We start from the raw sequence: 21,759 nt of genomic DNA, 5'->3' as shown, positions 1-21,759 counted from the left end.
ATTATATAATTATGAAATATAGTGACTTACGAGATTTTATTGCTCAATTAGAAAAAATTGGTCAACTTAAACGTATTACTCAGCCTGTTTCTACTCATTTAACAATGACTGAAATTAGCGACCGTACTTTACGTGCTAAAGGGCCCGCACTATTATTTGAAAACGCCATTGATGAGCATGGCCAGTCTTTCAATGTACCAGTATTAACTAATTTATTTGGCACCCCAGAGCGTGTAGCATTAGCTATGGGGCAAACCGATGTAAACGCCTTGCGTGATGTTGGTAAACTGCTAGCCATGCTTAAAGAGCCTGAGCCGCCAACTGGTTTTCGTGATGCTTTAGGAAAAATACCTGTATATAAACAGGTGCTTAATATGCCAACCAAGCTCATAAAAAAAGCACTATGCCAGCAAGTGGTTTTAACCGGTGATGAGGTTGATTTATCCAAATTACCTATTCAAAGCTGTTGGCCAGGTGATGTTGCACCATTAATAACATGGGGATTAACCGTCACTAAAGGGCCGCATAAAGAACGACAAAATTTAGGTATTTACCGGCAACAAGTTTTATCTAAAAACAAAGTGATTATGCGCTGGTTATCTCATCGTGGTGGTGCGTTAGATTTTCAAGAGTTTAAAAAAACTAATCCTGGCGAGAAATATCCTGTTTCTGTTGCTTTAGGTGCTGATCCTGCCACTATTTTAGGCGCAGTTACACCAGTACCAGATACGCTATCTGAATATGCTTTTGCAGGTTTGTTGCGTGGCGCTAAAACTGAAGTAACTAAGTCGATTAGTAATGACTTAGAGGTACCAGCAACAGCAGAAATTATTTTAGAGGGGTACTTAGATCCTGATGAAACGGCACCTGAAGGGCCTTATGGCGATCACACCGGTTACTATAATGAAGTAGATGATTTTCCTGTTTTTACCGTCACACACATCACTATGCGTAAAGATCCTATTTATCATAGTACCTACACAGGTAGACCGCCTGACGAACCAGCCATTTTAGGTGTGGCGTTAAATGAAGTATTCGTGCCTATTTTACAAAAACAGTTCCCCGAGATTCAAGACTTCTATTTACCGCCTGAAGGTTGTTCATACCGTTTAGCCGTTGTAACAATCAAAAAGCAATATGCAGGACATGCAAAGCGTGTAATGATGGGTGTTTGGTCGTTTTTACGCCAGTTTATGTACACAAAATTTGTTATTGTATGTGATGATGATGTGGATGCTAGAAATTGGGAAGATGTGATTTGGGCGATGACTACACGCATGGATCCAAGTCGAGACACTGTCTTAATTGAAAATACCCCTATTGATTATTTAGATTTTGCTTCGCCAGTATCGGGCTTAGGCTCAAAAATGGGCTTAGATGCTACCAATAAGTGGCCAGGCGAAACTAATAGAGAATGGGGTGAACCCATAGTTATGGATGAAAATATTAAACAGCAAGTTGATGAAATCTGGGAAGAACTCAATATTTTATCAGAAGATATTAATTAGGAAGAAGGTTTAAAATGAAGACTGTTGATTGTCAAATCGTATCGTTAACATCGTTAACGCCACATGTATTTAAAGTGTTATTAAAACCGAACGAAAAAGTGAATTTTATTGCGGGCCAGTATTTAAATTTTGTTATGAGTCATGAGGATAAACGTCCTTTTTCTATTGCGAGCTCACCTAACAATGAATTGATAGAATTACAAATAGGGGCATTTATTGCCGATAGCTACCCAATGCAAGTGATCGAACGCCTTCAAGCTGCGCAAGCTGCTAATGAGCCAGTAAGTATCGAAATTCCACTAGGTAATGCTGAATTACGTCTTGATAGTGAGCGACCTTTATTATTGTTAGCAGGTGGTACGGGCTTTTCTTATATTAAATCAATGTTTGAATATTTAGCGGAAGAAAAATCACAACGCCCGGTTATTGTTTACTGGGGATTGCGTGAACTAGCAGCGGCATACGAATTAGATGAAACAGCGGCAATAATTGCTAAATTACCACAAGCGCAGTTTATTCCTGTTATTGAAAATGTTGGTGAAAGTGAAATCTGGCAAGGTAAAACGGGGTTAGTGCATAATGCAGCGATGGACGATATTGCTAACTTAGAAGATTATGATATTTACCTGGCAGGGCGCTTTGAAATGGTTGGTATTATTCGTGATGATTTTGTTAAACGTGGTGCTTTATTAGCGCATATGCATGCTGATGCATTTGCTTTTATTTAAATAACGCAACTACCTGTTAGCTGTAAGCGCAGTACTAAGATGTACTGCGTATCAACAATTTGATTCAATTTATTCCTTCCTAAAACTACCCAAAATACTTCATCATATGTTCTAAATTTTCAATTTTACACAATCATTCAATAGCTATGTTACTTTAACCTTTGCTTTATGTTGTTTTATTAATAAAGCGTTCTGAAGACTAATAATCGCCCTAGTCAACCAGATGTAATGGTCTACTATTGATTTACATTGAATTTCACTTTTTTTGTTGGATTGTCTTTGTGTCGCCTTTGTAGTAAGGTTCTTTGATGCTCTATTTAAAATGGGGTATCTAAATTCAAAGTTAAACTAAAAATAGCGACATTTTAAGGAATGAATATGTTGAAAAAACTACTTTTTATTATCAGTATCTCTTTTTTATTTACACCTCATTTTGCACAAGCCAATAATTGTTTAGATAGCTTGCAAAGTAATAATCGAATTTGTCAGCAAAGTTACGCTTATGATGTTTTGGCTATGTATTTTAAGGATGCTAGTAACAAAGAGCATAAGGTTCATGTAAAACGAGTGCGTGAAAAATTAACAGGGACTTTAGTGCATGCAGATTATGATTTTGTGTCAAACTGCACAAATAATTGTCTTTCATTAGATGAACAAGCCAATGATATTCTCTGGGCATTCCGTAATGCTTACATTGAAAACAAATTTTATGAAAAAATTATTTATCAATGTGATCCTACAGAAGAACGTTGTTGTGATAATACCGGATGTAATCAAATATTGGCTGTGGAGCCATTAAACGATAACGTTTTAATTGAAGATGTTAATACCGGCACTGACAATCAGTTCATTCTAAATAAAGGCGGTAAGCATAAAGATGGAGACATTATTGATAAAGGGATCAATCGAATTGAGGGTATTACAAACATAATAGCCAATATATTGGGTTATAGCGATAATGGCCAGCAAGTTAAGCAAGATATGGAAACCGCCACGGCTCAGCCATTACAATTTCAGATTATCAATACCGTTAGTGGAACCACTCTGGTTTGCGCAGTCTCGGGAACAACTTGCAACCAAATAGCCGGTTCAGCAACAACAAGCAATAGCATGGCAAATTTTGATTTACATCATAATAACGGTGCTGCATTTAATAAGAATTTACGAAATTTTTTAGAAACTGTCTATGAAAGAGATAATGGAATGTCTTGCTACCAAGCTACATCGTGTAATGTAGATAGTACTATGTGTACTGTTACGCTTAGATGTAGTCGTTACTAATTTTTATGGTTTCAATACATCAATGTATTTAATTGGGTTACAGAGCATTATAATAAGATAATTGAATAGTGAAATCTGTAGCGTGCCATCATTTGAATGGTAACCTGAAAGCTAGAAAATAAGTGTTATTGTGTTACTTATAGATCAAGCTTTCAGGTTATTTAAACAAAGTTAAAAAGGTTTAAAAAGAGGCTTTAACTTCAAAGCGTGCGGTTCTGCCATCGCCCACGGTAACAGAGCTTACGCCACCACCAGCAAGGTAGTCAGTATCCAGTAAGTTTTCAATGTTAAAACGGAAGTCTAAACCAACATCTGATACCTTAGTACTGTAAGTTGCACCTACATCAAGACGCGTATAAGCATCTTTTTCTACTTCATTATCGCTGTCAGCAAAGCGCTTACCTTGGAAGAAAATACCACCATTTAGTGCTAATGACTCAGTCAACTCATAACGAGACCATAAACTTGCAGACCACTTAGGCGCGTCAACAGGAGCTTTACCTTCGTAGTTATCGTCTTTTTCATATTCAGCATCAAGGTACATGGTTGAGGCCATTACGAATAATGTGTCTGTAACCGCACCTTGTGCTGATAACTCAATACCTTTGTGACGTTGCAAGCCAGCTTGAGTGGTTATCGAGTTATAATCAGGGTTACCAGTAATTGTTTCAGTAATTGAAGCTCCACGTTTTTTAATATCAAAGATAGCGCTTTCAACAAGTAGGCGCTCAGATATTTGCCACTTACCTCCTAATTCGATTTGCTCTGATGTCACAGCATCAAGTTTCATGCCGTGGTTTAAATCGTCTTCATTATCAAGAGTCTCACTAGACGCTGGCTCAAAACCTTCAGAATAATTCACATATACAGTTGCATCGGCAATTGGATGATATAAAACACCAAACTTAGGAACAAATGAGTCACTGTCAGCGCCTTCACTTCTCTGTTGATCAAAACGACCACCAAAAGTCACTTGCCAATGTTCATTAAGTGTTACTAAATCTTGGAAGTAAAAACCGTAATAATCATATTCGGTAACAGATAAGGTATCATCTGTCTTATAGCTTACGTCGGGTATCATAGGCTCTGCTTGGCCTATAATATAATCAGCATAACCAACGTAAGGAGAATCTACCGCTACACGAAGTTGATCATAATAATAATCAAGCTTATTCATACCAACTAATATTTGATGATCAGTAGAGCCAATAGAAAACTCACCCGTTAGATCAACAAAAGCGGTTTTAAACTGCCAATCATCAAATCTATCATAAGGTCTTGATTCATAACTATCGCCTACAACATAATCATCCGGTTTTATTGGTGTTGACTCAAAACGTTGACGTTCAAAGGTTTGCTCATTATAGCCAGCTTTTATCGACCATTGAGGAGTGAAGAAGTAAGTAACCTTTCCCCCAATATTGTTTACAGTAATATCCGTAAATGCCCATGAAAAATCATAAATAGTTTTTTCAGCACCAATTAAATCGCCATTACTGTCTAACCAAGCGCCAGTATCTAAACCAGCTTTGTCATCAGTTTGGTCGTAATATACATTTACTGATAAGTTATCAGTGACAGCGTAATCAAGTACTAATGACCCAAGAAAACGGTCACGTTCACGTTCTTCACCATTTTGGTATTCACGTTCAAATTTAACATCTTGCTTTACCAGTACCGCACGATAACCTAATTCTTCAGTAAGTTTGCCACCTGCATCTAACATGAATCGTGTTGAGCCATGTTGATCAGTGTCAGCGCTAATATCGATAGAAAATGTTGGTGAAAATGACAGCTGGGAAGGTAAAAAAGGCCTAGTACATCAAGTAGTTATGGACGATATTATTAATCTAGAGTCTTATGATATTTATCTTGCTGGGCGCTTTGAAATGGTCGGTGTTATTCGTGATGATTTTGTTAAACGCGGTGCATTATTAGCGCATATGCATGCTGATGCATTTGCTTTTATTTAAATAACGCAACTACCTGTTAGCTGTAAGCGCAGTACTAAGATGTACTGCGTATCAACAATTTGATTCAATTTATTCCTTCCTAAAACTACCCAAAATACTTCATCAAATGTTCTAACTCTTTAATTTCATGCGATTATTAAATAACCGTGTCATTTTAGTCTTTGCTTTCTGTAGCTGTGTTATAAATGTTATTCATTCTTTGATAAAACTCACTCAAAATAAGAAAAATAACCTCACAATGATTCCAAGTTGATTAAGGTGTTTTTATTACTTTTAAAATCTAATTAGGCATTAACTCCAATTAAAGTTATAGATGTAATATAGGTTATTCAGTGAATGTAAATGGTAATAGTTATCATTGACATTGCTCTTGTTGTTTTGTACAGTGCCCCGCAATAAAAACATATAAAAAAATACCAACATAAAACACAACTTATAAAACAAGGGTCTCAAATGAATAATAAATTCAAGTATCAAACCTTGGCAGCATGTATCGCTATGGTTTGTGGTGCAAATGCTTACGGACAAGAAGATAATACGAAAAATACTAAAGCAGCGGAGCCAGTGGAACGCATGGTTGTTACTGCAACAGGTTTTGAGCAGAAACTTACCGCGGCACCAGCAAGTATTTCAATTATTACTGCAGAAGATATTCAATCTCGTCCATTTACAACATTACTTGATGCAGTTAAGTACCAAGAAGGTGTTGATATTGGTACAAGCCGTGACAAAAGTGGTCAAGGCTCAATTAGTATGCGTGGTTTAACTAGTGAGTACACCTTAATATTGGTTGATGGCAAACGTCAAAATAACCATGGTGATATTTATCCTAATAACTTTGGCGGTAATGCGTTTGGACATATTCCTCCATTAGATTCTATTGAACGTGTTGAAGTGATTCGTGGTCCAGCATCAACCCTTTACGGTGCCGATGCTTTAGGTGGCGCAATTAATATCATTACTAAAAAATCACAAGGAAAATGGTCAGGCTCGCTAAGTTTTGGGCGTAGCATGCAAAGTGACGATCAATTTGGTGATGATATTACAACTGATTTTTCAGTGATGGGTCCATTAATTAAAGACCTATTGGACTTAAGCTTACGCGGTAGTATTTATGAACGTTTAGCTTCTTCACCAGAATTTGAACCGGCAACTGATTCAAATGGTGACGTACATTACCGTTCATTAGGTTTTGGTAGTGGTGGTAAAACCGTTGATAATACGAATCAACAATATGGATTTTCACTCTCGTTGACACCAGGTGAAAATCATCGAGTGCGTTTTGATTATGACAACTCTCACCAAGAATATGACAACACCCCAACTTACGATATTGACAGTGGCGAAATTAGCTACCCATTAGGTACTAAAGATAATATCGAATCAATTTGGGCAGAGAGAAATGGCCAAGTAAACCCACGTGCGGGCTATGCAGCTGAACAAGAATTTGATCGCCAGTGGTGGTCATTAACATATAATGGTGATTTTGACTTTGGTCGTGCATTTGTTTCTTTAGCGTATGTAGATACTCAGAATAATGGCCGTACTATGCCGTTAAGTGTATCTGAACGTGAATTGTTAGGCGAAATGTTTTATGCCACTGGTGATTACGCTGGTATGGCCGAAGAGGATCGAAAAGCATTAGCCGCAGAAACATTTTTACCAAGAAATCAACGCCCTTTAGAAAGTAGTCAATATACCTTAGATGCACGTTTAGATATTCCTGTAGAAAACCTGGCAGGCTACCACACTTTTGTTATTGGTACTCAAGTTACACAAGGCGAGCTACTTGATGGTGTATTTGGTCTGGAAGATGACCAAGTTAATGGTGTACAAGAACAAGATATGTATGCATTATTTATTGAAGATAACTGGACTATTATTGAGCCGTTAACCATCACAGCAGGTATTCGTTACGATAATCATGATGTATTTGGTAGTAATGTGTCACCACGTTTATATTCTGTTTATACATTATCAGATAATTGGACAATTAAAGGTGGTGTGAGTACTGGTTTTAAAACACCACAAACAACCGATCTTTATGACGGTATAACTGGCTTCGGTGGTCAAGGAACATCGCCATTTGCCGGAAATCCAGAGTTAACACCTGAAACGAGTGTAAATAGTGAAATAGCGTTATATTGGAGTGATAGCGATAAAGGCCATAATTTCAATATTACTTATTTCAATACTAAATTTGAAGATAAAATTGCTCGAGGTGATACCATTCAAAGTTGTGTAACGACTAATAATGTACGTCCTTGTGTGAATTTAGGTGCCTATGATTCATTAGGTTACACTACTTACAGTCAAAAAATTAATATCGACAAAGTGGATATCCAAGGTGTTGAAGTTGCGGGTCGAGTTTCAATTACTGATGACTGGAATGTTAGTGCCAACTACACATGGACAGATAGTGAACAAAAAAGTGGTTCAAATGCTGGTCAGCCTTTAACGAATACTGCTGAACATATGGCTAATATTAGTACCGACTGGTCAATTACTGAAAAACTGAACACGTACCTTCAAATTGAAATACGTTCAGATCGTTACAGAGATTGGAATAGTATTTTAGATAAACCACTTTATTATAAAAACTATAGCGCAATAAATCTTGGCGCTCGTTATAAAATATCGGATAACTTAACCGTTAATTTACGTGTAAATAATCTACTTGATGAAGATTTTACGTCGTATACGACAAGTTATGTTGATTTAGATAACGACGGCTTATATTCGTATGACGATGATGAAGTTATCTTTACAGATGATTATAACATTAAGGATAAAGCACGTAGTTTTTGGGTTAGCGTTAACGCATCTTTCTAAATACATACGTATAATGCCAAGCTAATATGATTTTAAGGTTAGTTAAAATAGTGAAGTACAGCATATGAAAATAGCATTAGGTAACGCACGTCAGTGGCATTGGATAAGTGCAGCTATTTGTAGTATTGGTATGCTGTTTTTTTCATGGACGGGAATCACGTTGAATCACGCAGGGGATATTCCTGCGAATTCAGATATTACCACCATAGAGACTGAGCTACCAGAGTCTATATTACAAGCTTGGCGCTCTCTTGATAAACACCAAAATATATTACCAAATGATGTTCGTGAATATTTAGCTGGTGAGCATAATTTAACGATTAAAGGCGGCTTACAAGGTGAGCTTAGTGATGGAGAGTTCTATTTAGCTATGCCAAATCCTGGTGTAGATGCGTGGCTTTCAGTTGATATTGAAAGTGGTGAATTAATTTATGAACGTACTGATCGAGGCTGGATTTCTTTCTTTAATGATTTACATAAAGGACGTTATACCAATGAAGCTTGGCGTTGGTTTATCGATATATTCGCTGTTATTTCTATTGTTTTTTGTTTAAGTGGCTTGTGGTTGCTTTATAAACAATCAGGATTTCGTTTGTCTACTTGGCCCATGGTGTCGTTAGGCGTACTTTTACCACTCATTATTATTTTAATGAGTTTACACTAATCATCGTATTTAAAAGGAAAATCAATGAATCGTAATATTTTATTTAGCATAGCGCTTTTGTTAACGCTTGCTTTAAGTACTGTTTTTAGTGGTGTTTCAAATGCAGCAAGTAATCAATTGCTAATAGAAGTTGAAATACCACGTATGAATGTTGCTGAATACCACAGACCTTATGTTGCTATATGGTTAGAAGATAGCAACCGTAAAGCGACTCAGATCGCCTTATGGTATGACCTAGACATGAAAGATAATGAAGGCGCAAAGTGGTTAAAAGATATTCGTCAGTGGTGGAGACGTATTGGCAGAAAAGCAGAACAACCATTTGATGGTTTAACCTCTGCAACTAAAGGTGCGGGTAAACACACTATTTCGGTTGATTTGAATGCGAAAGAGCTAAAAGCGTTAGCGGCTGGTGATTATCAATTACGTATTGAAGCCTCTAGGGAAGTTGGCGGTAAAGAAGTGGTAAATATTCCACTAACTTGGCCAATAAAGGCCAGTGATTATCCATTGAAAGCCTCTGGTAATTCAGAGTTAGGCGATGTTCTTATTCAAGTAAATTAACGTCAGTTTATATAATCCACAGTAATACACCGTAATTATTAAAGGAAGCAAACAATGAAAATATATACACCATTAAAAGCGCTATTGTCGATTGGTATGATAGTAGGGTTAAGTTTTAGCGCCAATGCTCACCGAGCGTGGATCGTACCAAGCACAACTAATTTATCAGGTGACGCACCTTGGGTAACATTTGACGCGGCAGTTTCAAATTCTTTATTTGTACCTGAGCATGTACCGCTACGTATGAAAGGGTTAATGGTTCAAGATCCTACAGGTAAATTAATTGAGGCTGTTAATGCACATACAGGAAAATACCGCTCAACGTTTGATTTGAACTTAGTAACCGAAGGTACTTATAAAATTGGTTATGCTTCGGGCGGATTACGTGCTTCATGGAAAGATAAAGAAGGTAAACGTAAAAGATGGCCAGCTCGTGGTAAAGAGGCTAATGCAGCTGATTTTGCCACGGAAGTACCTAAAAGTGCTGATTCATTAAAAGTATCTGATAGCTACCGTCGTTTGGAAACATTTGTTACTTCAGGTGAGCCAACGGATAAAGTATTCGAACCGACTAATTCAGGCCTAGAGCTAATACCTGTTACTCACCCAAATGACTTATTTGTGGGCGAAGCGGCTAAGTTTAAGTTCTTATTTCATGGTGAACCAGCAGCTGGCGTTAAACTCGCTATTGTTAAGGGTGATACCCGTTACCGTAATGACCAGAATCAAATAGATGTTGTTACTGATGCTAAAGGTTATGTCAGCATTACATGGCCAGAAGCAGGAATGTATTTAATTGAAGCTGAATATGAAGACGATAAAGCAAAAGCTCCTGCGACTATGCGTACGGGTAGCTACGGTGCAACATTTGCTGTGTTACCTTTGTAATTAAGTATTTGTTGATTTAACGTTTTTTTAAATTATAACCAAAGCGCGATCGAAGTTTATCTATGCAGAGTTTGTATTTAATTGTTGTTTTAAGTGTTACATGGCTAGCATTGTGTTTTGCCATGTGGCGTTTACATCGTGCACGGCTTTATCGCAAGCTAGAGCCCGACGCATCAATATTAATTACTTATGCAAGTCAAACAGGTAATGCGCAAGCAATTGCAAAGCGATGTGCAACGGCGTTAAATTTATCTGAAAATTCAAGTGTTATTGCCCTAAATGCATTAACACTTGAACATTTATGTAATATTGAAAAAATACTGTTTGTGGTCAGTACTTATGGGGATGGTGAAGCACCTGATAACGGCAGTTTATTTACTAAACTAGCCAAGGCTTTAGCAAATAATCCATTAAACCATTTAGAGTATTCTGTTATCGCTTTAGGTGATAGGGCATACCCTGAATTCTGTGCTTTTGGTTATCAAATAAATCAAACCATGTTAAGTGCAGGCGCCCAATCATTGGGTGATGTTATCACGGTTGATAATTATAACGAACAAACCACAAAACTTGCTGATATCACACCTAGCTGGATAAAAATAGATCATGAGTTAACCTTAAATCCAGCAATAAAGTCACTGCAATATTGGCAATTAACCCAACGTATATTACTTAACCCAGATTGTAATGATGAAAAGTTATTTCAATTAAGCTTTAAAAGTATTGGCCCGTTTCCTACGTGGCAAGCAGGTGATCTGATTGATATACAACCACATCAATCAGCAGATATTGTAGAGCGTTGGCTACTTAAAAATAAGTTTAATGGTAATACCTGGTTAACACATCAAGGGCATCAGCAACCTCTGAGATCTTGGCTGCTTACCAGGGAATTACCAAAAAATTGTTCATATACACTTGATCAATTACTTATTAAATTACCTTATTTACACAAGCGGAGTTATTCCATAGCTTCTGTCTCACAAGAAGGTGAATTGCAGCTTATTGTGCGTCTTGTAGAAAAAGATGAGCCAGCAAATACATTTGGCTTAGCCTCTGGATTTTTAAGTCATGATTGTGAAATTGGTCATATTATTGAAGGCCAAATTAGAGATGTTAGTTCACATCATAATATTGACCAAAGCCAGCCAATTATACTAATTGGTGCTGGTAGTGGTTTAGCTGGATTAAAAGCACAATTAGCAGCGCGTACTTTTTCTAAACATAAGAAAACAGGTGACAGTTGGTTGATTTTTGGGGAGCGAAACAGTAATCCTGTATTACCGATTAATCAGCAATTATTCACCTTACAAGAATCACAATTAACTAAACTTGATTGTGCTTACTCTCAGGTGAGCTCAGAGGATGCTCATCAGAGGGGGTTAACCCATAGAAAATACCCTAAGTATGTACAAGATATATTATTACATGAGCAGCATACTTTAAAAGAATGGGTTGAAGAGGGTGCTGTGATTTATGTTTGCGGATGTTTATCAGGAATGGGAGAAGGGGTTCACCAAGCATTGATTGAAATTCTCGGTCAATCAATGCTTGAAACACTGCAATTGCAACAGCGCTATATCAGAGACGTTTATTAATTATTATCATTCTGCCAATCGTTAACCTTAACCCACACTTCATTTGCTGCTTTATGTTGTCCTTCTTCCATCAATGCTTTAGCAAATGCTTGCAAGTCTTGTTTGTCGTATTGTTTTACTTGATGATTAGCTTCAAGTTTTAGTAAGCTCCTAAATGCTTTTTCTGCCATTGACCATTGTTCACACATTACTGCGAGATGGCCTAAACAACTTAACCACTGTGCATTATGCTTATCACTATGTAGATGCTTCTGCGCGATAGCAAGAAGTGATTCGCTTTGCTTTATAGGTAGAGTACGTAAATATTTTAAAAAGCGGATACTGGGCTTTTTATTGAGTATTGGTGTTACTATATTAATTAACGGGTCAGTAATGTTTTGCTCAGCTAAAACCTGACAATAGGAAAATAACACCGCTTCACGTTGTTTGGTTTTCCGATCAAGCGCTTGCCAATATGTTTGTAAACTTGTCTGGTTTTGCTTGGTAATAATATCGTTAAAGGCACCGTAATATGCTTGTTCTTCCCAAGCTTGAAGTACATCATTGGCGATACTTTTCTGCTTACGGGCTGATGTTAACCAATTTACGGCGGCTTCAAAACGTTTCTCAATTAAGCATAAATCAATTTCTAAGGCGAGTAGTCGTACATCGTGGCCAATTTGTTTATGGTTTTCATCAATTAAAGCGCGTGCTTTCGCATAAGCTTCGCTACGATCTTGGTTCATGAGTAGTTTGATTTTTACAATAACACTGGCAAGATCTGAATCACTATTTTTAGCCGATACCGTTTCGAGCAGAGCTAAATAATGATTAGTATTAGCATCTAATTGTTGTTTTGCCGAGGCGGCCGCGGCAAGTAAATAAGCACTTTGTTGGCGTTTGGCAGGCTCTGCACTTTTGGCAAACAGCTGTTCCGCATTTTGATAATCTTCCAGCATGTAGGCGGTTAAACCTTTATTGAAGTTAGCAATACCACGTTTACGGCCAGCGAAAGCAACGGTACGCCATGCTTTAAAACTGATGTTAAATCCACCGCGTAGCATTTTGAAAATAACAAAAGCGCTAATAGCGAACAGCATAAACAAGATAGAAGCTGAAAGTACGGTTAACTCAATGATGGTTTCACCCATAGCAATTAGAATGTAACCTTTTTCATCAATTAAAAGAGGGCTTAAGGCCAACATTGCAAAGAAAAGTACAATGATGATGATAAAACGGATCATATGCTGCCCTCGCTTTGTGGTTCTTGCTGTTGCTTAGCAGGTGTTGGTGCTTTTGCCGGCGCGGTTTCTATTTCTGCTTGAGGCTCAGTTTCCGTATCGTCTTGTTGTGCTTTTGCAGGCATTGATGGTTTATTTTGCTGACTTCTTAGTGTGGCTCTAATCGCTGTTAATGAGCCTAATTCACTTGGATAATCATAAGACACTTGTTTGTTTTTTAAATTTTTCAACGAAGCTAAAAAATGTTGGTTAATAGTATTTTCCATATCGAAAAACTCATTAAGCCATTGTTGAATATCAACTAATGCTCGTTGATAAACATCACCTTTACGTTCACTGGCTGCCCATAATGCGAATTGAATTTTTAAACTTAAATTTTGCTGTAGGTTTTCTTGTTGGTTAGGTGATATTAATGCTTCTACAGTGCCTGTTCTTTGACGAACTCTGATAAAGTCATTTAAAAATTTTTGCCACGTTTTGGCTAAATTAGTTTGCCAGTCATTGATATTATCCGACAGGTCAATATCTGTTGCTTTTTCTTCTTTACCTAAATCTACGATAGCTAATGGCAGCTGAGATACTTCTTTGTTCATTGCCATTAAGGTTAATATTACTTCATCGGTGTCTAAGGTAGGCATTAACTCTAATGAATTAATGTCTTGACGAATGACTTCACGCACCGGTAAAAAAGCAGGATCATTTAACTCAGTTAAACGAGCGTCAGCATCTTTTAATAAACCAATAGCGGCTCGAGTATCATGTTCTAACCATAAGGTACGTGAAGAAATACGAATTAAATACTCGGCTTCATGTAATAACCAATCACTAGGTTGACGTTCTTTAATGCCTGCTTCAAGTTGTTGTATTTTTGTACTGAGCTCTGCGATTGTGGCTTGATTGGCGCTATTAATGTTTGCCGCAACCTGCTGTAATTGCTTGGTGAAGCTTCGCTCTTGACTGGTTAATGCTTGCTGCGTTTTATTCTGATAACGTGTTAACGCGGCACTATTTTCTTGAACGACTTCATTGGTAAGTGTTTGAGTTAATTCTTCTGTTTGTAATTGTTGCCAATAATAATGCGCTGCTGGCGCTGTAATGGCGATAAGCAGAGCAAATATTGCTAATTTAGATACTTTAGATGCATTGTTATTTGGTGGTGATTTCTTTGTATCACTTTTGTTTACTTTGTTTTGCTTCGTAGTATCTTTGTCTAAACTGACTTTAGTGGTGGTTTCGTTTACTTTATCTGAAGTTAACGGCGTTTTTGATTCAGTCATTATTTATCCCACTTGCTAAAATAAGCCTAATATAGGCCTAATCTAATCCATTACTTAATAATTACAGCGTTATTTAGCATTTTCGACTTGCTTTAACGTGTTGATGATTGCGTCTTTATTCGCACCATTGCTTATTATAACGTGAGTTAAACCAAATTGCCTTGCTGTGTTAGCAATACGTTGGCTAGCGACAACCCACACACATTGACTACGCCAATATGCTGCTAACTGTTGTGCTTCAAGATGCTCTTGTTGAACAATAGTTAACTGAATAAGTTTTTCTAATATAGCGTTACTGGTAACGACAATACAATTTATTTGCTGTTTAAACCACTGTTTACTTATGTCTTCGGTAAATGTTCGCCATACACATTGATAGCTTTCTAAATAGGTGACTATTGCACCTTGTTTAGTTAATTGCTCTGCCAAATGCTCTCTACCGCTGGCGCCTCGTACTATGGTTATAGGTTCGTGATGAAATTTCTTACTTAACACTGGCAGCGTCAATAAACCTTCGCTGTTTTCTTGTTCTGGGCACAGAATATTGTTGATGCCAAGCTGCTGTAAAGCTTCTTTTGTTGCTCGACCAACCGCGATAATTTTTTTATATTTCCATTGATTTACTGAAATCATTTTTGTCGCAAATTCAACAGCAGAAACACTAACAAAAATAATAATATTATTATTTGTTAATAAGCGTTTACTTGTTTGATGATCAGCTAAGGGCTGATAATCAAACAAGGGTTGGTTTACGCAGGCAATATTAATATTAGCAAGCGACTTAGCAAGTGCTTGCGCTTTCTGTGTTGGCCGCGTTATTAAAACGTTCAGCGTATTATTTTTATTGGGTATAGCGTTATTAAACATGGCTTTTATTGAGCAGTGTTTTATGAGTTACAGGTTTAAGTACAGGTTAGTTATTGCTATTTGTTGCATAAACTTCTTTTAGGATTCTATCTGCACCACGGCTTAATAACTCTTGCGCTAAGGTATTTCCTAGTGTTTCGCCTTGCGCTACAGGCCCTGTAATCTCACTTTCAATTATTTCACTGCCATCTATAGCGCCAACTAAACCACGTAAGTAGACTTCTTTACCGTCTTCAGAAATTACGCTGTAACTAGCAATGGGTACCTGACAACCACCCTCTAATGCTTTATTCATTGCACGTTCGGTTAATACTCGTGTACGAGTAGTAGAACATTCAAGCGGTGCTAATAACGTTTTAATGGTGTCGTCATTAATGCGACATTCAATACCTACAGCACCTTGACCATTGGCGGGTAACATTTCTTCAGGTTCTATATATTGAGCAATGCGGTCACTCATTTTTAAACGAATTAATCCAGCAGCCGCTAAAATAATTGCGTCGTACTGTCCTTCATCAAGTTTTTTAAGGCGTGTATTAACATTACCGCGTAAATCGTGAATTTCTAAATCAGGACGTTTGGCTTTTAGTTGACATTGACGGCGTAAACTTGATGTGCCAACAACTGCACCTTGTGGTAATTCACTTAGCGTAGAAAAGGTATTAGAAACAAAAGCATCTCGTGGATCTTCTCGTGGGCAAATTACTTCTAACCCTAAGCCTTCTGGGAAGTCGACTGGAACGTCTTTCATTGAATGTACAGCAATGTCTGCTCTGTTTTCTAGTATAGCAACTTCTAATTCTTTAACGAAAAGCCCTTTGCCGCCAACTTTTGCCAATGGAGTATCTAGCAGAATATCGCCCTTAGTTGTCATAGGGACAAGTTCAACATTAATGTCTTGATGAAAATGTTCTAATTGTGCTTTTACATATTCGGCTTGCCATAAAGCTAGGGCGCTATTTCGTGTTGCTATTCTTACTGTTGTCATTTTTTCTTGTTCCCAAGGGCTAAATTATTCTGAGGAAAGGGTTACTTCAGTTTCGGCTTGTATACTGACCGCGTTTGACAAAAATTGCCAAAACTCATCACCACCACGTTTATCTACCCATATTTCTTCGCTGTCAGAATAGGTGAAATGATGGCCATTAAATTTTGTGGCGATCCAGATCTCATGCAAAGGAGCCTGTTTATTAATAATGATTTTGGTACTATTTTTAAAGGTCAGTGTTAACAAACCACCAACACCTTCATAGTCTATATCAACGCCACTTTCTTCAATGGCTTCTTCAACAGCAAGTAACAAATCTTCTGCGATTAAATTATATTGGCTATCGTTCATTAGCTTTCTTTTGTTGTTTGGTGAATCAGCATATGAGTATAATAGCAATACGATAAAATAAATACCCATTAAGTTAAGTCGAAAAGCTTGATTTAAACGACTTTCATGGCAAATACTGGTACTCATGCATCTAATTAAACATTTTTCTTTTTTCTTTCTCGGTTTTTTACTAAGCATAACCCTTGCTGCGTGTGGTTCAAAAGGTGCTTTATATCAAGTTGAAGCAGCCGATGTAGAAGTAAAATCAGTTGTAGAAGAATCATCTACGCCGGTAACTGAAAAACTTGAGAAACAGCCATAATGTTAGTGAATTTTTCTAAAATGCATGGTCTAGGCAACGACTTTTTGGTGTTAGACAATGTTACGCAAAATGCTTATTTGTCTAATGAGCAAATAGCAAAATTAGCGGACAGAAATTTTGGTGTAGGTTTTGACCAATTATTGATAGTTGAACCACCTTATGATCCCGATTTAGACTTTCATTATCGAATTTTTAATGCGGATGGTAGTGAGGTGAACCAATGTGGAAATGGCGCCCGTTGTTTTGCGCGATTTGTCCGTATGAAAGGCTTATGTAATAAAAATAAAATTCGAGTTTCAACGGCGTCGGGTAAACTCACATTGTTTGTAGAGCGTGATGGCAATATCTCTGTGACTATGCCTGTACCACAATTTGAACCTGCCAAAATTCCATTTACGGCACAAAAAGCTGAGGGCACCTACATTCTACGTAGTGCATCTGAAACAGTACTTTGCGGGGCGGTTTCGTTAGGCAATCCTCATTGTGTTGTTACGGTAGATGATGTGCTTTCAGCTCCGGTAGAGCGTTTAGGTAAAGAGTTGTCATTACATGAACGTTTTCCTGAGCAAGCTAATGTTGGCTTTATGGAAGTAGTTGCGGCTAATCAAATCAAATTGCGTGTCTATGAGCGAGGCGCAGCAGAAACACTGGCTTGTGGTAGCGGCGCTTGTGCAGCTGTTGTGATCGGGCAAATGCAAAATAAATTAAGTAAACAAGTGACTGTTGAATTACCGGGTGGCAAATTAAGAATTTACTGGAAGGGGCCAGGACATCCCGTAAAAATGTCTGGACCAGCAGTACACGTGTTTGACGGGCAACTGTCGATATAATCATCTATCTTTTACGTTTTTTCACTTTCGTTATTGAAGGATCGCAGGTTCATTTATACGCTGTGTACTTTCAATGAAGAGAATAAAACGTGAGTAAGCTGAATAATGAATAATATGAATAAGATATTAATATGAAAAATGAACCAACAATGACCAATGTCGATGACCTGCCGCTTACTGATGAGTTAGTTAGTGCTTACCTGCAAGATAATCCTGATTTTTTCAATCGTAATAATGATTTGATGACCGGGTTAAGACTAAATGATTCACATAGAGGTACTGTTTCATTAGTGGAAAGGCAACAGCAGCAGTTAAGACAGAAAGTACATAATTTAGAAGACGAAATTACTCAGTTACTATCAGTAGCAAATCATAATGAAGGTTTATTTATGCTTTATAGTGACTTGTATCTGCGCTTGATTGACTGCCAATCTGCGAGTGAATTGCTAGACTGTTTAGCACAAACAACAACGGAATTGTTATCTTTATCAGCCTTTAAATTATATTTACTTGATGCGACAACAATTAAACATGAAACCTTGTCTAAAAATGATTGTACAGGTGTAATGCAAAATCGTTTAAGTAATAGCGATTATTATTTTGGTCGTTTACAGCAAAGTGAGCAAGCGTTAATTTTCTCGCAAAACTGTGCGGGTTCAGTTGTGTTAGTCAAGCTGGCTTATGAAGAAAAAGAGTTAGGATTCTTAGCTATCAGTAGTAATGATGCCCATCATTTTGATCCACGTATGGATACTTTATTATTAAGTCAATTCAAGCGATTAGTCGCTAAGTTATTAACACAGCATTTAGCAATTTAAGAGATTTACGCGCAGATCTTATATTAGATTTACTGCCTATGGAAAAGCATGAAGTTTTATCGACGTTTAACTAACATAAAAGCGATCAGTTTTGATTTAGACGATACTCTCTACAGTAATAAGCCAGTGATGGTGGCGATTGAAAAGAAAATGATTGCCTATTTTGCTAATTTAGTGGCTCTGAGTAAAACAGCATTAAGTCAGTATTCAGCGTTAGATCACCGGTTTTGGAACACATTTCGTCAGCGAGCGGTGTTAGCGCAGCCTGATTTAGTCCATGACGTAGTTCGAATTAGGTTGGTGACTTATCGCCTTGGTTTTATGGCACTTGGTTTAACTGAAAACGCTGCTGAGCAAGAGGCACAAACGGCGTTAGATTACTTTGTGGCGTTGCGTAGCGATTTTATTGTACCGGCAGCAAGTAAGGCACTCTTGGCGAGTTTAAGTGAACAATACCCTCTTGTTGCTATTAGTAATGGTAATGTCGATACCAAGGTATTAGGTATAGCTGACTATTTTCAACATATTTATCATGCGGGCTGGCAAGCTGACGGCACTTTATTAAGACAAAAACCGATGAGTGATATGTTTGAGCTAGCTTGTCATAAACTCGCTATTAAATCATCTCAGTTGCTGCATGTAGGTGATTGTGGTCGTGCTGATATTCAAGGAGCACTTCAGGCTGGTTGTCAAGCAGCTTGGTTATCTTGTTATGATGTTGGTAAGCCTATTACCGTATTACCCCATATTGAATTGAGTAAAATTACTCAACTTAATCAAATATAGACGTTGCTAGTCACGTAAATATTTAACTGACTGTATATAAGTCCAGTGCTATACTGTTGTTATTTTTATTATTACTCTTCAAAAGTGAAAGGTTTCCTCGATGGATGTTTCAGAATTACTCGACTCTTTAAACGATAAACAGCGTGAAGTAGTTGCAGCGCCAAAACAAAATATGTTGGTGTTAGCGGGAGCTGGTTCGGGTAAAACACGGGTATTAGTACAGCGTATAGCTTGGTTGATGCAAGTTGAGCAAGCAGCCCCACATTCTATTTTAGCAGTAACTTTCACCAATAAAGCTGCAGCAGAAATGCGTGCTAGGGTAGAAGAGGTCACTGGTGGTAATACCCACGGTATGTGGATAGGCACTTTTCATGGTTTAGCCCATCGATTATTGCGTATGCATTTTCAAGAAGCAAAGTTACCACAAAGCTTTCAAGTATTAGATAGTGACGACCAACTGCGATTGATTAAACGTATTATTCGCTCTTTAGAATTGGATGAAAAAAAATGGCCAGCTAAACAATTTGTTTGGTATATCAATGGAAAAAAAGACGAAGGGTTAAGACCACAACATATTGATGCACAATTTGACCCTAGTGAAGAGCTTTTTGTTAAAGTATATAAAGCTTATCAAGAAACTTGTGATCGTGCGGGCCTTGTTGATTTTGCTGAATTATTACTACGCGCCCATGAACTTTGGCTTAATAATCCAGAACTATTATCTCACTATCAACAACGTTTTAGCCATGTATTAGTTGATGAATTTCAAGATACCAATGCTATTCAATATGCATGGTTAACTATGTTAGGTCGTGCGACATCTAAAGTAATGATTGTTGGTGATGATGATCAATCTATCTATGGCTGGCGCGGTGCACGTATTGAAAATATTGAGCGCTTTACGAATGAGTTTGATGATGTTCAAACCATTCGTTTGGAGCAAAACTATCGTTCTACGGCGAATATTCTTAATGCGGCGAATCAGTTAATTAGTAACAATAATAATCGCCTAGGCAAAGAGTTATGGACTGATGATAAAGCTGGAGAAAAGATCTCTGTTTATACCGCTTTTAATGAAATAGATGAAGCACGCTTTATTGTTGGCTGTATCAAAAAATGGCGTGATGATGGCGGTAAGCTTGACGAGGTTGCCATTTTATACCGTTCTAATGCGCAATCACGTTTGATGGAAGAAGCGTTATTACAAAGACAGTTGCCGTATCGTATTTATGGCGGACAACGCTTTTTCGAACGTCAAGAAATCAAAGATGCTTTAGCTTATCTGCGATTAATTAATAATAGAGATGATGATGCGGCCTTTGAACGTATTATTAACACCCCTACTCGAGGGATTGGTAATCAAACAGTGGCGTTAATTCGTGATGCGGCAAGAAGCCAAGCAGTGACCTTGTGGCAAGCGTGTCAACAAATGCTGCAAGCTGAGCAGCTGAAAGGTCGTAGTGCTAAAACTATCACTCATTTTATTCAGTTAATCAATCAACTTGAAGATGATTCGACCGATTTAGACTTAGATCAGCAGGCTAATTTTGTTGTTCAGCATTCAGGGTTGAAAGCAATGTACCAAGCTGAAAAAGGCGAACGTGCAGAACAACGTATTGAAAACTTAAATGAATTAGTTACGGCTTGCCAAACATTTAATAGTGATCCAGAATTAACTGAAGAGCTAACGCCATTAACCGCATTCTTAACGCATGCAGCGTTAGAGTCTGGCGAATCTCAGGCTGATGAATTTGAAGCCGCTGTACAATTAATGACAATGCATTCTGCGAAAGGATTAGAATTTCCGTTGGTATTTATCGCCGGTCTTGAAGAAGGCATGTTTCCATCACAGCAATCAGTGGAAGAAATTGGGCGCTTAGAAGAAGAGCGACGTTTATGCTATGTCGGCATGACAAGGGCCATGAGTAAGCTATACTTATGTCATGCAGAAAGTCGTCGGATTTACGGACAAGAAAAATTTCATAAAGCCAGTCGTTTTTTACGTGAACTACCTGAAGATTGTATTGACGAAATTCGTTTACAAAACCAAGTGGTTAAACCCAAAGCCGTTGGTAAATTTTCTAATACTTTTACCTTAGAAACATTTGCGAATACTGGGTTTAAATTAGGGCAACAAGTTAAACATGCGAAGTTTGGTGAAGGTGTTGTGCTAAATTATGAAGGAAGTGGAGCGCAATCTCGAATTCAGGTTAACTTTACTGATGTTGGGAGTAAGTGGCTAGTCGTTGAGTATGCTAATTTACAAGCAGTTTAGTAGGGTGTATCAA

Annotated in this window: 20 protein-coding genes; 14 read left to right on the top strand and 6 right to left on the bottom strand. The window is 37.6% G+C overall.

The window, feature by feature from the left end:
- Positions 1 to 11 precede the first annotated feature (11 nt).
- The 3 genes from ubiD to KO509_RS09575 all read left to right on the top strand — a co-directional run bounded on the left by ubiD (position 12) and on the right by KO509_RS09575 (position 3,517).
- Positions 12 to 1,508 carry a 4-hydroxy-3-polyprenylbenzoate decarboxylase gene (gene ubiD, locus KO509_RS09585; protein ID WP_215973056.1) on the top strand — a complete coding sequence of 499 codons (1,497 nt, stop codon included), beginning with the start codon at positions 12 to 14 and terminating at the stop codon, positions 1,506 to 1,508.
- 14 nt (positions 1,509 to 1,522) lie between these two features.
- On the top strand, positions 1,523 to 2,236 hold the full coding sequence (fre, locus tag KO509_RS09580; protein WP_215973055.1) for an NAD(P)H-flavin reductase: 714 nt from the start codon (positions 1,523 to 1,525) through the stop codon (positions 2,234 to 2,236).
- Between the two features lie 378 nt (positions 2,237 to 2,614).
- The gene (locus KO509_RS09575) at positions 2,615 to 3,517 is read left to right on the top strand and encodes a hypothetical protein (RefSeq protein ID WP_215973054.1); all 903 of its coding nucleotides are present in this window, start codon (positions 2,615 to 2,617) and stop codon (positions 3,515 to 3,517) included.
- Between the two features lie 181 nt (positions 3,518 to 3,698).
- On the opposite strand, the gene KO509_RS09570 is transcribed toward KO509_RS09575, so the two are convergent.
- Complete coding sequence (locus KO509_RS09570) at positions 3,699 to 5,243, bottom strand: TonB-dependent receptor (RefSeq protein ID WP_215973053.1); 1,545 nt, start codon at positions 5,241 to 5,243, stop codon at positions 3,699 to 3,701.
- A 25-nt stretch (positions 5,244 to 5,268) separates the two neighbouring features.
- On the opposite strand from KO509_RS09570, the gene KO509_RS18280 reads away from it, so the two are divergent.
- The 6 genes from KO509_RS18280 to KO509_RS09540 all read left to right on the top strand — a co-directional run bounded on the left by KO509_RS18280 (position 5,269) and on the right by KO509_RS09540 (position 12,033).
- Positions 5,269 to 5,490 carry a hypothetical protein gene (locus tag KO509_RS18280; RefSeq protein WP_215973052.1) on the top strand — a complete coding sequence of 74 codons (222 nt, stop codon included), beginning with the start codon at positions 5,269 to 5,271 and terminating at the stop codon, positions 5,488 to 5,490.
- Positions 5,491 to 5,943: 453 nt separating this feature from the next.
- Positions 5,944 to 8,322 (top strand): TonB-dependent receptor, encoded by a 2,379-nt coding sequence (locus KO509_RS09560; protein WP_215973051.1) that lies wholly within the window; start codon positions 5,944 to 5,946, stop codon positions 8,320 to 8,322.
- 64 nt (positions 8,323 to 8,386) lie between these two features.
- Positions 8,387 to 8,986 (top strand): PepSY-associated TM helix domain-containing protein, encoded by a 600-nt coding sequence (locus tag KO509_RS09555; protein WP_215973050.1) that lies wholly within the window; start codon positions 8,387 to 8,389, stop codon positions 8,984 to 8,986.
- A 24-nt stretch (positions 8,987 to 9,010) separates the two neighbouring features.
- Positions 9,011 to 9,550, top strand: coding sequence for a DUF2271 domain-containing protein (locus tag KO509_RS09550; protein ID WP_159816836.1), 540 nt, complete (start codon positions 9,011 to 9,013; stop codon positions 9,548 to 9,550).
- A 54-nt stretch (positions 9,551 to 9,604) separates the two neighbouring features.
- Positions 9,605 to 10,438, top strand: a complete 834-nt coding sequence (locus KO509_RS09545) for a DUF4198 domain-containing protein (RefSeq protein WP_215973049.1) — start codon at positions 9,605 to 9,607, stop codon at positions 10,436 to 10,438.
- Between the two features lie 62 nt (positions 10,439 to 10,500).
- Complete coding sequence (locus KO509_RS09540; protein ID WP_215973048.1) at positions 10,501 to 12,033, top strand: flavodoxin domain-containing protein; 1,533 nt, start codon at positions 10,501 to 10,503, stop codon at positions 12,031 to 12,033.
- Here KO509_RS09540 and KO509_RS09535 read toward each other — a convergent pair.
- The 5 genes from KO509_RS09535 to cyaY all read right to left on the bottom strand — a co-directional run bounded on the left by KO509_RS09535 (position 12,030) and on the right by cyaY (position 16,736).
- Positions 12,030 to 13,256: a heme biosynthesis HemY N-terminal domain-containing protein gene (locus KO509_RS09535; RefSeq protein WP_215973047.1), complete on the bottom strand. Its 1,227-nt coding sequence runs from the start codon at positions 13,254 to 13,256 to the stop codon at positions 12,030 to 12,032. The genes KO509_RS09540 and KO509_RS09535 overlap by 4 nt on opposite strands.
- On the bottom strand, positions 13,253 to 14,530 hold the full coding sequence (locus tag KO509_RS09530; protein ID WP_215973046.1) for a uroporphyrinogen-III C-methyltransferase: 1,278 nt from the start codon (positions 14,528 to 14,530) through the stop codon (positions 13,253 to 13,255). Before KO509_RS09530 ends, KO509_RS09535 begins: the two co-directional genes overlap by 4 nt.
- A 69-nt stretch (positions 14,531 to 14,599) precedes the next feature.
- Positions 14,600 to 15,397 carry a uroporphyrinogen-III synthase gene (locus KO509_RS09525; protein WP_215973045.1) on the bottom strand — a complete coding sequence of 266 codons (798 nt, stop codon included), beginning with the start codon at positions 15,395 to 15,397 and terminating at the stop codon, positions 14,600 to 14,602.
- A gap of 46 nt (positions 15,398 to 15,443) precedes the next feature.
- Positions 15,444 to 16,385: a hydroxymethylbilane synthase gene (gene hemC, locus KO509_RS09520; RefSeq protein WP_215973044.1), complete on the bottom strand. Its 942-nt coding sequence runs from the start codon at positions 16,383 to 16,385 to the stop codon at positions 15,444 to 15,446.
- 24 nt (positions 16,386 to 16,409) lie between these two features.
- Complete coding sequence (gene cyaY / locus KO509_RS09515; RefSeq protein WP_215973043.1) at positions 16,410 to 16,736, bottom strand: iron donor protein CyaY; 327 nt, start codon at positions 16,734 to 16,736, stop codon at positions 16,410 to 16,412.
- A gap of 124 nt (positions 16,737 to 16,860) precedes the next feature.
- Between cyaY and KO509_RS09510 the strand changes: the two genes are divergently transcribed.
- From KO509_RS09510 to uvrD, 5 genes are all read left to right on the top strand, one after another.
- Positions 16,861 to 17,037 (top strand): lipoprotein, encoded by a 177-nt coding sequence (locus KO509_RS09510; RefSeq protein ID WP_215973042.1) that lies wholly within the window; start codon positions 16,861 to 16,863, stop codon positions 17,035 to 17,037.
- Entirely contained in the window at positions 17,037 to 17,867 is an 831-nt protein-coding gene (gene dapF / locus KO509_RS09505) for a diaminopimelate epimerase (RefSeq protein ID WP_215973041.1), read from the top strand. Before KO509_RS09510 ends, dapF begins: the two co-directional genes overlap by 1 nt.
- A 131-nt stretch (positions 17,868 to 17,998) precedes the next feature.
- Complete coding sequence (locus tag KO509_RS09500) at positions 17,999 to 18,685, top strand: DUF484 family protein (protein WP_215973040.1); 687 nt, start codon at positions 17,999 to 18,001, stop codon at positions 18,683 to 18,685.
- A 48-nt stretch (positions 18,686 to 18,733) separates the two neighbouring features.
- Positions 18,734 to 19,471: an HAD-IA family hydrolase gene (locus tag KO509_RS09495; protein WP_215973039.1), complete on the top strand. Its 738-nt coding sequence runs from the start codon at positions 18,734 to 18,736 to the stop codon at positions 19,469 to 19,471.
- A 100-nt stretch (positions 19,472 to 19,571) separates the two neighbouring features.
- Positions 19,572 to 21,746 (top strand): DNA helicase II, encoded by a 2,175-nt coding sequence (gene uvrD, locus KO509_RS09490; protein WP_215973038.1) that lies wholly within the window; start codon positions 19,572 to 19,574, stop codon positions 21,744 to 21,746.
- Positions 21,747 to 21,759 lie beyond the last annotated feature (13 nt).

Source organism: Colwellia sp. C2M11 (assembly GCF_018860915.1).
GTDB lineage: Bacteria > Pseudomonadota > Gammaproteobacteria > Enterobacterales > Alteromonadaceae > Colwellia.
Note: the sequence above shows the minus strand (reverse complement) of the source record. Positions and strands in the feature narration are given on the sequence as shown.